This is a genomic window from Kitasatospora sp. NPDC002227 (assembly GCF_040296285.1).
Lineage (GTDB): Bacteria > Actinomycetota > Actinomycetes > Streptomycetales > Streptomycetaceae > Kitasatospora.
Genome location: NZ_JBEOWY010000095.1, coordinates 1 through 11,320 on the forward strand (window position 1 = coordinate 1; position 11,320 = coordinate 11,320).

Here is an 11,320-nt window from a genome sequence, read left to right on the forward strand (position 1 = left end):
ACGCTCGGCTGGGAAACCCCAGCCGAGCGTCTGGCTAAACTCCTCGCGGCCTAGACAACCGACCACGTGTTGCAACGACCCCTAGAAACCGCCGTGTCGTGCACGCGGTGCGGGCCCCTCGGTGCCGGGCGGCTGCCCGGCGGGAGAACTACAGCGGGCGGATGTTCTCGGCCTGCGGGCCCTTCTGGCCCTGCGTGACGTCGAACTCGACCTTCTGGCCCTCGAGCAGCTCACGGAAGCCGTTGGCGTTGATGTTCGAGTAGTGGGCGAAGACGTCCGGGCCGCCACCCTCCTGCTCGATGAAGCCGAAGCCCTTTTCCGAGTTGAACCACTTCACGGTGCCGTTAGCCATTGAGAAATCTCCTTCAGGGGCTGTCCGCGGTACGCACTGTGCGTACCGCGAGTCGCCGCGTCGAGCGCCCATCCGGAAAGCACCGGTAAAAAAGAAAATGCGCCTGCGATACATCAGCAGGCGCACACAAATTTCATGGGAACCACTACTGCAACTGATTCGACTGTAGCAGGCCCGGATCTGGAACGGTGGGATTTCCACCCGGCAGTTTTCTCAGGGGCTGACGGCGAGCACCAGGTAGGCGGCCATCACGGCGAGGTGCACGCCGCCCTGGAGTGGGGTGGCGCGGCCGGGCATCACGGTGAGGATGCCGACGGCGATGGAGAGGGCGAGCAGCACCATGTGGGTGGGGTCGAGGCCCAGCACGAGCGGGCCCGACAGCCAGGTGGAGGCGACGGCCACGGCCGGGATGGTCAGGCCGATGGAGGCGAGCGCCGAGCCGTGGGCGAGGTTGAGGCTGGTCTGCACCCGGTTGCGGGCGGCGGAGCGGACGGCCGCGATGGTCTCGGGGAGCAGGACGAGCATCGCGATCACCACGCCGACCACGGAGGCGGGCAGCCCGGCGTCGGCCACCGTCCGCTCGATGGTGGGGGAGACGCCCTTGGCCAGCCCGACCACGGCGACCAGCGCCACGCCGAGCAGGGCGAGGCTGGTCCAGGCCGCGCGGGAGGAGGGCGGGTCGGCGTGCTCGTCCTTCTCCTCGGCCGGTCGCGGGGTGGCCGGGTCCGGGTAGGGGTCGAGGGAGGGGCCGGAGCCGCCGGAGGGTGCGGCGGCCAGGCGTGGCGCGCCCGGGGCCGGGGTGAGGAAGTAGTCGCGGTGGCGCACCGTCAGGGTGGTGACGAACAGCCCGTAGACGATCAGTGAGGCCGTGGCGGCGAAGACCAGCTGGGTGGAGGAGAACTGCGGGCCCGGCTTGCTGGTGGTGAAGGTCGGCAGCACCAGGCTCAGCACCGCGAGCGTGGCGATCGCGCCGAACGCCGCGCCCGTCCCCTCGGGGTTGAACACCGCGACCCGGTGCTTCAGCGCGCCGACCAGGATGCAGATGCCGACGATCCCGTTGCAGGTGATCATCACGGCGGCGAAGACGGTGTCCCGGGCGAGGGTCGCGTTCTTCTCGCTGCCGTCCGCCATCAGCGTGACGATCAGCGCGACCTCGATGATCGTCACCGCCACTGCCAGCACCAGCGAGCCGAAGGGTTCCCCCACCCGGTGCGCGATCACCTCCGCGTGGTGCACGGCCGCCAGCACGGCCCCCGCCAGGAACAGCGCCACCAGCGCGACCAGCGCCCCGGGCAGCGATCTGCCCCAGGTCAGCGTGAGCAGCACGAACGCGAGTACGGGTAGGAAGGTGGTCCACTTGCGGATCTCGGCGATCATGCCTCCGAGTGTTGCAGGCACCGCCGCGCCGACCGGTCTTTGCCGCCTGACGGTGAGTCGCCGCCGGTCCAGGCGCTTCGGCGGCAAACCGTCAGAAAACACACGCATTCGGATACCCGGAACATCGTCGGACATCTCATCGGGGGTGCCGGGCCGGTGAGTTGACGGGGAGCGCAATCACGTTTCCCGTCAGCTGTCAGCATCGCTATCCTGGCGCACCGCACGCTCCGTGTTCCGTCTACGAAGAAGGCCTCATGCTGTCTCACCGGTCCCTGTCCACCCTCGCCCTCGGCCTGCTGCTGACGGTGTCCGTCACGGCCTGCACCGGCGCCGACAAGCCGAGTGCCGCGCCGGCGACCGCCACCCCGACCGTGTCGGCCACCCCGGCCCTCGCGGACCTGAGCGGCGAGGAGATCCTCAAGCAGGCGACGGCCGCACTGAGCCAGAACTCCTTCACGGTCGAGGGCGATCTGTCCGGCGGGGAGGACGGCGCGATGCGGGTGACCCTGTCCACGGACGGGAAGGGCTCCTGCACCGGGACCATCCAGCAGGGCGCGACCGGCTCGTTCGAGCTCCGGGCGACCCCGGACCGGACGTGGCTGAAGCCCGATGCGCAGTACTGGGCGAGCATCCTGGCCAAGAAGGGCGTCTCGGCCGACGTGGCCGCCGCCGTCACCGAGCGGATCGGGGGCAAGTACCTGACGGGCCCCCAGGACGACCCGGACGTCAAGGGGATGGCGGAGATCTGCAAGGGGGTCACCGGGATCCTCTCCGATTTCGGCAACGCCAAGGTGACCAAGGCGGCCGTCCGGGTCGCCGAGGGCGTCGAGACCGTCCCCCTCACCGTCACGACCGCGGACGGCTCCTCGGGCCAGGTGTACATCGCCGCCACCGGCAAGCCGTACCCGGTGAAGATGGAGAGCCCGATGGACACCCAGCCCGTCCACGTCGTCTTCCGGGACTTCGGCAAACCCGTCACCGTCCAGGCGCCGCCGGCCGCCCAGGTGCTCGACACGGCCGACCTCAAGAAGCAGACCCAGGGGGCTTGAGCCGGTCCTAGGTGGCGCCCCCGCTGGTGGGGCGCCCACACTGGGGGTATGAGTGCCATCCCGGTAGCGACCGGGCCCGGCCTCCCGAGCCTGCCGGCCCGGATCGCCGAACCCGGTGAAGCGATCACCCTCGAGGAGCTGCGCCTCGCCTCGCGCAACCACGCGATGCCGCTGGAGGCGCTGCGCCACGAGCTCACCCCGGTCGGCCTGCACTACCTGCTGATCCACTACGACATCCCCGAGCTCGACCCCGCCCACTGGCGGCTCATGCTCGGCGGTGCGGTGGAGCACCCGATGGTGCTGGGCCTGGGTGACCTGCGGGCCCGCCCGCGGGTGACCCACACCGTGACGCTGGAGTGCGCGGGCAACGGCCGCGCACAGCTCGAACCGCGACCGCTCAGCCAGCCCTGGCTGGACGGCGGGGTCGGCACCGCCGAGTGGACCGGTACCCCGCTCGCTCCGCTGCTGCGCGAGGCGGGCCTGGCAGACGCGGCGGTCGAGGTGCTCTTCACCGGCGCCGACCACGGCGTGGAGCGCGGGGTCGAGCAGACCTTCGCCCGCAGCCTCCCGCTCGCCGAGGCGCTGCGTGAGGACGTGCTGCTCGCCGACACCATGAACGGCGCCCCGCTGCCCCCGCAGCACGGCGCGCCGCTGCGCCTGGTGGTGCCCGGCTGGTACGGGATGGCCCACGTCAAGTGGCTGACCGGCATCACCGTGCTGACCGAGCCGTTCACCGGCTTCCAGCAGACCACCGCGTACCGCCTGAAGCAGGAGGCGGACGAACCCGGCGAGCCGATCACCCGGATCGGCCCGCGCGCGCTGATGGTGCCGCCCGGCTTCCCCGACTTCATGAGCCGGGCCCGGATCTGCGAGCCGGGCGGCCAACTGCTCACCGGCCGGGCGTGGTCCGGCCGACCGCCGGTGACCGGGGTCGAGGTGAGCACCGACGGCGGCGGCAGCTGGCGGCAGGCCAGCCTCGGGCCGGCGCCGGACGAGTACGCCTGGCAGCCCTGGCACCACCACTGGCAGCCGCCCGGCCCGGGCGAGTACCGCCTGATGGTGCGGGCCACCGACGCGGACGGGCGGGAGCAGCCGGTGGGGCAGGCCTGGAACCGGCAGGGGATGGTGAACAACGCCGTGCAGGTGGTCGACGTGGTGGTGCGGGAACGCTGACCGCCAGGTCCGATCCGTCGGCCGGTAGGTCCGATCTTCCGGTAAACCAGCTCGTCATGGTTTGGCGCGAAAAGCAACTGGGCGGGCGATATCCGCGCGTAGCACTACTCCTGAGGCCCGTGAGCTCCTACCCTCGTCCATCTGAGCCGTCTTCACCGAAGGAGAAGACCATGGGCCGAGTGGTGCGTGCCGCCCTCTTCCAGACCGCGTGGACGGGCGACAAGGAGACGATGATCGCGGCGCACGAACGGGCCGCCCGGGACGCCGCCGCGCAGGGCGCGCAGGTGATCGGCTTCCAGGAGGTGTTCAACGCCCCGTACTTCTGCCAGGTGCAGGAGCCGGAGCACTACGCCTGGGCCGAGCCGGTGCCGGACGGGCCCACCGTGCGGCGGATGCAGGAGCTGGCCCGGGAGCTGCACCTGGTGATCGTGGTGCCGGTGTACGAGGTCGAGCAGAGCGGCTTCTACTACAACACGGCCGCCGTGATCGACGCCGACGGCTCGTACCTGGGCAAGTACCGCAAGCACCACATCCCGCAGGTGAAGGGCTTCTGGGAGAAGTACTACTTCAAGCCCGGCAACCTCGGCTGGCCGGTGTTCGACACCGCCGTCGGCAAGGTCGGGGTGTACATCTGCTACGACCGCCACTTCCCGGAGGGCTGGCGGGCGTTGGGCCTCGCGGGGGCCGAGATCGTCTACAACCCCTCGGCCACCAGCCGGGGCCTGTCGGCCTACCTGTGGCAGCTCGAGCAGCCGGCCGCCGCCGTGGCCAACGAGTACTACGTCGCCGCGATCAACCGGGTCGGGGTCGAGGAGTACGGCGACAACGACTTCTACGGCACCAGCTACTTCGTCGACCCGCGCGGGCAGTTCGTCGGCGAGGTGGCCTCCGACAAGGACGAGGAGCTGGTGGTCCGCGACCTGGACCTCGGGGTGATCGAGCAGGTCCGCCAGCAGTGGGCCTTCTACCGCGACCGCCGGCCCGAGGCCTACGGCCCGCTCACCGAGGCCTGAGGGAGGGCGAGTTGAGCCGTACGCTGATCAAGGGCGGCCTGGTGGTCACGGCCGCCGAGGAGACCGTCGCGGACGTGCTGGTCGAGGGCGAGCGCGTGGTCGCGCTCGGCGTCGGGGAGGTGGCCGAAGGCTGGACGGCCGAGCGCGTGATCGACGCCACCGGGTGCTACGTCATCCCCGGCGGGGTGGACGCGCACACCCACATGGAGCTGCCGTTCGGCGGCACCTTCGCCTCCGACACCTTCGAGACCGGCACCCGGGCCGCCGCCTGGGGCGGCACCACCACCATCGTGGACTTCGCCGTGCAGTCGGTCGGCGCCTCGCTGCGGGAGGGCCTCGACGCCTGGCACGCCAAGGCCCAGGGCAACTGCGCGATCGACTACGCCTTCCACATGATCCTGGCCGACGTCACCGAGGACTCGCTCAAGGAGATGGACCTGCTGGTCGGCGAGGGGGTGACCTCCTTCAAGCTGTTTATGGCCTACCCCGGCGTCTTCTACAGCGACGACGGCCGCATCCTGCGCGCGATGCAGCGCGGCGCCGACAACGGCGGGCTGATCATGATGCACGCGGAGAACGGCATCGCCATCGACGTGCTGGTCGAGCAGGCCCTCGCCGCAGGGAAGACCGCGCCGCGCTACCACGGCGAGGTACGAAGGGAGTTGCTGGAGGCCGAGGCCACCCACCGGGCGATCAAACTGGCCCAGGTGGCCGGGGCGCCGCTGTACGTGGTGCACGTCTCGGCCGAGTCCGCCGTCGCCGAACTGGCCGCCGCACGGGACTTGGGGCTGCCGGTGTTCGGTGAGACCTGCCCGCAGTACCTCTTCCTCTCCACCGACAACCTCGCCGAGGAGGGGGCGGACGGCTTCGAGGGCGCCAAGTACGTCTGCTCGACGCCCCTGCGCCCGCGCGAGCACCAGGCCGCGCTCTGGCGGGGCTTGCGCACCAATGACCTGCAGGTGGTCTCCACCGACCACTGCCCGTTCTGTTTCAGCGGGCAGAAGGAGCTGGGCCGGGGCGACTTCTCCAAGATCCCCAACGGCCTGCCCGGGGTGGAGAACCGGATGGACCTGCTGCACCAGGCCGTGGTGGACGGCCACATCACCCGCCGCCGCTGGATCGAGATCGCCTGCGCCACCCCGGCCCGGATGTTCGGCCTCTACCCGCGCAAGGGCACCATCGCGCCCGGCGCCGACGCCGACCTGGTGGTCTACGACCCGCAGGCGGTGCAGACCGTCTCGGCCGCGACCCACCACATGAACGTGGACTACTCCGCCTACGAGGGGCGCAGGCTCACCGGCCGCGCACGGACGGTGCTCTCCCGGGGCACGGTCGTGATCGACGGCGGCGCCTACCTCGGCCGGGCCGGCCACGGGCGCTTCCAGCCCCGCGCCACCTGCCAGTACCTTCACTGAACCTCCGTCCTCAGGAGCCCACTTGGACATCGGCCTCGTCCTCCAGACCGACCCGCCCGCGAAGCTGCTGGTGGAGCGGATGATCCGTGCTGAACGAGCCGGCTTCACCCACGGGTGGACGTTCGACTCCTGCGTGCTGTGGCAGGAGCCCTTCGTGATCTACAGCCAGATCCTCGCCAACACCGAGCGGCTGACCGTCGGTCCGATGGTCACCAACCCCGTGACCCGCACCTGGGAGGTGACCGCCTCCCTCTTCGCCACACTGAACGACATGTTCGGCAACCGGACCGTCTGCGGCATCGGCCGCGGCGACTCCGCCCAGCGCGTCGCCGGCCGCAAGCCCGCCACGCTGGAGCGGCTCTCGCACGCCATGCACGTCATCAAGGAACTCGCGGAGGGGCGCGAGGCCGAGGTCGACGGTACGGTCATGCAGATCCCCTGGATCAGCGGCGCACCGAAGCTGCCGATCTGGATGGGCGCCTACGGGCCCAAAGCCCTGGACCTGACCGGCCGCCAGGCTGACGGCTTCATCCTCCAACTCGCCGACCCGTTCCTGACCGAGTGGATGGTCAAGGCGGTCCGGCGCGCGGCGGAGGACGCGGGACGCGACCCGGCCTCGGTCACCGTCTGCGTCGCCGCCCCCGCGTACGTGACCGACGGCAGCGAGGCGGGGCTGGCCCATGCCCGCGAGCAGTGCCGCTGGTTCGGCGGCATGGTCGGTAACCACGTCGCGGACCTGGTCTCGCGCTACGGCGAGCACTCCTCGATGGTCCCGGACGAGCTCACCAACTACATCAAGGACCGCCAAGGCTACGACTACTCCCACCACGGCCGGGCGGGCAACCCGGACACCGCCTTCGTCCCCGACGAGATCGTGGACCGCTTCTGCCTCCTCGGCCCGGTGTCGGCGCACCTGGAGAAGCTGGAGCAGCTGCGTTCGCTGGGGGTGGACCAGTTCGCGATCTACGCCATGCACGACGCCGTCGAGTCGACCATCGATGCCTACGGCGCGCACATGATCCCGGCCCTGGCAGGCTGACCACGCCGACTGTCTGTCGGCCCGCTGACTCTGTGGCTGCCCGGCCTTGCTGCGAGGGCAGCCACAGCAGTCCACCCCGACGTGCGGGGCCGTCAGCGGGCGGGGCCGGTCCGGGGACGCGGGGTGCTCAGCGGAGTGCTTCGAGCAGGGGGACGGTCCGCTCCGGCCCGGGCAGGGCGTTGGTCTCGCGCTGAAGGCGCTCGGCGGCATGGCGGTAGCCCTCGTCGGCCAGTACCGCCGACACCGTCGCGCGGACCTCGTCCGGGGTCACGGTGACCGGGTCCAGCACCCGGGCGGCACCGAGTTCGACGCACCTCCGCGCGTTGTACGGCTGGTCCGCACCGAGCGGCAGCAGCACCGAGGGCAGGCCGTGGGCGAGCGTGCCGAGCAGACTGCCGGAGCCGCCGTGCGAGACCACCAGGCTGCACCGCGGCAGCAGTTGGTCCTGCGGGACGAAGCGCTCGACCCGGACGTTCGGCGGCATCGGCCCGAACACCGCCGGGTCGACCTGGGAGCCGACCGTCGCGACCACGTTCGCCGTCAGCCCCTGGAGTCCGGCCAGCACCCGGGTGAACAGCTCGGTGCTGGTGTAGACGGTGCCGAGCGTGAAGTACACGGTGGGGGTCTCCCGCTCGGGGGCCGCGGGGACGGCCGGGCCCGGCCGGAACGCGAACGTGTGGGCGGGCAACGGGAAACGCGGGTCGCGGAAGGCGGGCGGGGACGGCGACAGGACAACATCCCGGTCCAGCATCGCGAGCCCGGGGTCGGCCGGCAGGCCGTACTCGGAGCGCAGCTCGTGCAGCGGCTCCGCGATGACCTCCTTGCGCAGAAATCCCCCGGCGGCCAGCACGATGACGGTCGCACAGGGTATGCCCAGCACCTCGGCCGCGATCGCGCTGCCGAAGTCGACCTCGTCACGCACCAGGACATCAGGCTTCCAGTCGCGGGCGATGTCCAGCACCGCCGCGGCCTGCCGTCGCCCGCCACGCCGGGCGAAGCCCTCGGCGAGCTCCCGCAGATCCGCCGCCGGATCGGGTACGTCGACGGGCGTGGCCGCCACACCCGCCGAACTTGCGGTATCCGCCGTACGTGCCCGCGGCTCGCTGGTGGCGAAGGCGGTGAATCCGGCCGCCGTGATCTCAGCCGTTCTGCCGCCACTGCCCGCGACCGCGACGGTGTGCCCGGCAGCCTGCGCCGCCCGGGCCACCGGGATGAGGGGACGGAAGTGGCCACTGCCACCGATGAACGTGAACAAGATGCGCATCGGCCGAGGCTACCGGGCCGTCAGCGGGCAGAACGACCAGCCCCTGCGCCCCTGATCGCGGGACACAGCGCGAGGGGGATCAGAGGGGGATCAGCTGTTGCTGCCGTTCACGACCGAGTTCTGGATCGCGCCGACGGTGAGCTGCCGCTTGGCGAGGATGCCGTCGTAGGTGCCGTCCAGAACCAGGGAGTTCACCGCCTTCGCCAGGACGTCCCTGAGCTGGCGGTCGCTCTTGCGGACGGCGATCCCGTACGGGCGGGGCTGGAGCTGGGGGCCGGCGAGGTCGAAAGCCTTTCCGCCGTCGACCACCTGAGCGTTGTACAGGCCCTTCGGGTAGTCAGTGAGGTAGGCGTCCGCCTGGCCGCCGTGCACGTTGTCCAGCGCCTGCGGATCGGTGTCGGTCCTCACGACAGTCAGGGGCTTGCCGACGTGCTCGCACGCCTTCTGCTGTCTGGCGGCGAGGTCGTCGTGAATGGTGCCCTTCTTGACCGCGGCGGTCCTGCCGCACAGGTCGTCGAGCTTGGTGACGTTGTCCGGATTGCCCTTGCGGACCACGATTCCCACGCCGGCCATGAAGTAGTCGACGAAATCGAGGCCCTCGTTGACCTGCCGGCCGGCGGCGTCGAAGCCAAGCTCGCGCTCCCGCGTGTCGGTGATGCCGGAGAAGGCGATGTCGTACTTCTTGTTCAACAATCCGGGAAGCACGTTCGAGAAGGGGCCGACGTCCTGGAAGTCGAACTTGATGCCAAGTACCTTCTCCAGCGCGGCGGCGAGATCGGGGTCGAGACCGTCCGGTTCGCCCTGCGGGCTGCGGAAGATCATCGGGGCGGCGGTGAACGACGCGCCCACCTTGAGCACTCCGGAATCGCGGACGGTCTTGGGCAGCCGATCGTGCAGCGAGATCTTGCTGCTGTCTCCCGCGCCGCAGGCGCTCAGCAGCAGAGTGCCGGTGACGACGACGGCTATAGCGCCACAACAACGGTTGGTGAACGTGGTCATCTGTGATCCCCCGATCGTCGACACGCGCTGCGAAGGGTCCGGCTCACGGCGGCGGCGAGCCGCGCCTGCTGCGCCTCACCGCCCCCTCCGAGGCGACGGCATCCCATTCGAAAGGCGCGCCGCCACAACGACCCGCAACGCGTAGAGGTCGTCAGACTATAAACCACCATGTCGGAGCCACCGCCGAGTGGGTACTCGTCCCGACCCGCGCCCCGGGGCGGGAAGAGATCGGGCTGTGGCGATGGCACTTCCAGAATTGTCCTGTTACTGACTTCGGCCTGGCAGGGTGAACGTCTGCGAAGTACCCCGACGGGCCCGGAGCGGGTGGATCGCCGAACGCGACGGGCAGACCGTCCCCGTGTGAAAGGAGGCGACCTCGGCGCGGGTACCGAGCGCAGGCGTCCATTGGAGGAAGCTCCCTGACCACTGCACGCGGCTGGTCCTCCATGGTCCGGAAGGACCGCAACGAGCATCGGTGGGCGGGTAGACCGTCCCGGCGTGGGAGAGTGGGGGCGGGGCCGTCCGGTCCCGACCACCGAGGAGGTTCCTATGAGCAGCGAAGCGCGTCTCCCCGAAGGGCCCGAGGGCGGTTCGGCAGATGCTGATGCCGGAGCGGAAGATGTGAAGGCGAAGTTCCTGGCCGCGCTGGCCCGGAAGCAGGGCACGCGCGGCGACTCCGTCGGGGGAGCCGGGGGCGAAGGTTCGAAAGTCCACGGCACCCACGCAGCCGCCGGGGCCAAGCGTAACTTCCGCCGTAAGAGCGGTGGCTGAGCCGAAGGAAATTCCCCCGTCGGGGCGAACCGGACCTGAAAGCCACGGTGGGGGTTTCGCGGCCGGCCGCCGGTCCGCCGAGCTGCTGATGACCGAGCGCGAGGAACGTGAGCGCCGCCGGTCCGAGCGGCGCCTGCAGACGGCCGGGTTCCCCCGCCCGAAGTGGTTGTCCGACTTCGGCTACACCGCTGACCCGCACATCAGCCAGGCCCAGATCAACAGCCTGGCGGGCTGCCAATGGATCCGAAAGGGCAAACCGCTCTGCCTGATCGGGGACTCCGGGACCGGGAAATCGCACCTGCTGATCGCCCTGGGCTCCGCCGCCGCATTGGCCGGCTTCCGGGTCAAGTACGCGCTGGCGGCCAAGCTCGTCAACGAACTCGTGGAGGCCGCAGACGAGAAGCAGCTCATCAAGGCCCGACAGAACGGCAAGACGATCAAGTAGCTGACGCTCACCAATCCGGAATCGCGTTGGCGACCACGCTGTCCGCGACCGAGAACACCGTCCCGCAGTCGGTGCAGGCTGCCCGCCCGAACAGATACGTCAGCCTCAGAGCCACCACCGGCTGTCCGTCCGCGAGGGCCCGGTCATGCAGCTGCTTGGCCAGTCCCTCCAGCTCCGCCGGATCGGCCGGCCGCAACGGCGTCCTCTCGACATCCCGCAATGCGTAGTCGTCGCTGCACGAGAAGAAGCCGTCCTCACCGAGCACGATGAACAGGCTGACCTCGCAGTCAAGGCACTCGACCTCGTACTCACCCTGCACCAGGTTGTCGAGCAATGCTCAGGACTTGTGGATCAGCCCCGGGCGGGGACGCGGAGGGCGTACCTTCCCGAATGATCCTGTGATGGTCACCGAGTAGGCCCGCG

11 protein-coding genes and 1 pseudogene are annotated in these 11,320 nt (G+C 70.2%); 7 read left to right on the forward strand and 5 right to left on the reverse strand.

Annotated elements, in window-relative coordinates:
- Positions 1-148 precede the first annotated feature (148 nt).
- Positions 149-352 carry a cold-shock protein gene (locus tag ABT095_RS37905; RefSeq protein ID WP_045694210.1) on the reverse strand — a complete coding sequence of 68 codons (204 nt, stop codon included), beginning with the start codon at positions 350-352 and terminating at the stop codon, positions 149-151.
- Between the two features lie 213 nt (positions 353-565).
- Positions 566-1,729: a calcium:cation antiporter gene (locus ABT095_RS37910; RefSeq protein ID WP_350534184.1), complete on the reverse strand. Its 1,164-nt coding sequence runs from the start codon at positions 1,727-1,729 to the stop codon at positions 566-568.
- A gap of 254 nt (positions 1,730-1,983) precedes the next feature.
- Between ABT095_RS37910 and ABT095_RS37915 the strand changes: the two genes are divergently transcribed.
- The 5 genes from ABT095_RS37915 to ABT095_RS37935 all read left to right on the forward strand — a co-directional run bounded on the left by ABT095_RS37915 (position 1,984) and on the right by ABT095_RS37935 (position 7,418).
- A complete protein-coding gene (locus ABT095_RS37915; RefSeq protein ID WP_350534185.1) occupies positions 1,984-2,778 on the forward strand; it encodes a hypothetical protein in 795 nt (264 codons plus the stop codon).
- 48 nt (positions 2,779-2,826) lie between these two features.
- Positions 2,827-3,951 carry a sulfite oxidase gene (locus tag ABT095_RS37920; protein ID WP_350534186.1) on the forward strand — a complete coding sequence of 375 codons (1,125 nt, stop codon included), beginning with the start codon at positions 2,827-2,829 and terminating at the stop codon, positions 3,949-3,951.
- A gap of 170 nt (positions 3,952-4,121) precedes the next feature.
- A complete protein-coding gene (locus tag ABT095_RS37925) occupies positions 4,122-4,964 on the forward strand; it encodes a nitrilase-related carbon-nitrogen hydrolase (RefSeq protein WP_350534187.1) in 843 nt (280 codons plus the stop codon).
- Positions 4,965-4,975: 11 nt separating this feature from the next.
- Positions 4,976-6,379, forward strand: a complete 1,404-nt coding sequence (hydA, locus tag ABT095_RS37930) for a dihydropyrimidinase (protein ID WP_350534188.1) — start codon at positions 4,976-4,978, stop codon at positions 6,377-6,379.
- Between the two features lie 22 nt (positions 6,380-6,401).
- Positions 6,402-7,418 carry a TIGR03842 family LLM class F420-dependent oxidoreductase gene (locus tag ABT095_RS37935; protein WP_350534189.1) on the forward strand — a complete coding sequence of 339 codons (1,017 nt, stop codon included), beginning with the start codon at positions 6,402-6,404 and terminating at the stop codon, positions 7,416-7,418.
- 127 nt (positions 7,419-7,545) lie between these two features.
- Here the strand turns inward: ABT095_RS37935 and ABT095_RS37940 are convergent, their stop codons facing one another.
- Both ABT095_RS37940 and ABT095_RS37945 read right to left on the reverse strand, forming a co-directional pair.
- Complete coding sequence (locus tag ABT095_RS37940; RefSeq protein WP_350534190.1) at positions 7,546-8,682, reverse strand: glycosyltransferase; 1,137 nt, start codon at positions 8,680-8,682, stop codon at positions 7,546-7,548.
- A gap of 90 nt (positions 8,683-8,772) precedes the next feature.
- On the reverse strand, positions 8,773-9,681 hold the full coding sequence (locus tag ABT095_RS37945; RefSeq protein WP_350534191.1) for an ABC transporter substrate-binding protein: 909 nt from the start codon (positions 9,679-9,681) through the stop codon (positions 8,773-8,775).
- A gap of 549 nt (positions 9,682-10,230) precedes the next feature.
- On the opposite strand from ABT095_RS37945, the gene ABT095_RS37950 reads away from it, so the two are divergent.
- Both ABT095_RS37950 and ABT095_RS37955 read left to right on the forward strand, forming a co-directional pair.
- Complete coding sequence (locus ABT095_RS37950; protein ID WP_350534192.1) at positions 10,231-10,452, forward strand: DUF5302 domain-containing protein; 222 nt, start codon at positions 10,231-10,233, stop codon at positions 10,450-10,452.
- A 76-nt stretch (positions 10,453-10,528) separates the two neighbouring features.
- A pseudogene (locus ABT095_RS37955) lies at positions 10,529-10,867 on the forward strand (ATP-binding protein); the annotation flags it as partial.
- 37 nt (positions 10,868-10,904) lie between these two features.
- Here ABT095_RS37955 and ABT095_RS37960 read toward each other — a convergent pair.
- The gene (locus tag ABT095_RS37960; RefSeq protein ID WP_350534193.1) at positions 10,905-11,231 is read right to left on the reverse strand and encodes a hypothetical protein; all 327 of its coding nucleotides are present in this window, start codon (positions 11,229-11,231) and stop codon (positions 10,905-10,907) included.
- Positions 11,232-11,320: the final 89 nt, after the last annotated feature.

Coding starts and splice junctions, on each gene's coding strand:
- ABT095_RS37940 (WP_350534190.1), bottom strand. CDS start 8,682: ATGCGCATCTTGTTCACGTTCATCGGTGGCAGTGGCCACTTCCGTCCC.
- ABT095_RS37945 (WP_350534191.1), bottom strand. CDS start 9,681: ATGACCACGTTCACCAACCGTTGTTGTGGCGCTATAGCCGTCGTCGTC.
- ABT095_RS37905 (WP_045694210.1), bottom strand. CDS start 352: ATGGCTAACGGCACCGTGAAGTGGTTCAACTCGGAAAAGGGCTTCGGC.
- ABT095_RS37915 (WP_350534185.1), top strand. CDS start 1,984: ATGCTGTCTCACCGGTCCCTGTCCACCCTCGCCCTCGGCCTGCTGCTG.
- ABT095_RS37920 (WP_350534186.1), top strand. CDS start 2,827: ATGAGTGCCATCCCGGTAGCGACCGGGCCCGGCCTCCCGAGCCTGCCG.
- ABT095_RS37910 (WP_350534184.1), bottom strand. CDS start 1,729: ATGATCGCCGAGATCCGCAAGTGGACCACCTTCCTACCCGTACTCGCG.
- ABT095_RS37950 (WP_350534192.1), top strand. CDS start 10,231: ATGAGCAGCGAAGCGCGTCTCCCCGAAGGGCCCGAGGGCGGTTCGGCA.
- ABT095_RS37925 (WP_350534187.1), top strand. CDS start 4,122: ATGGGCCGAGTGGTGCGTGCCGCCCTCTTCCAGACCGCGTGGACGGGC.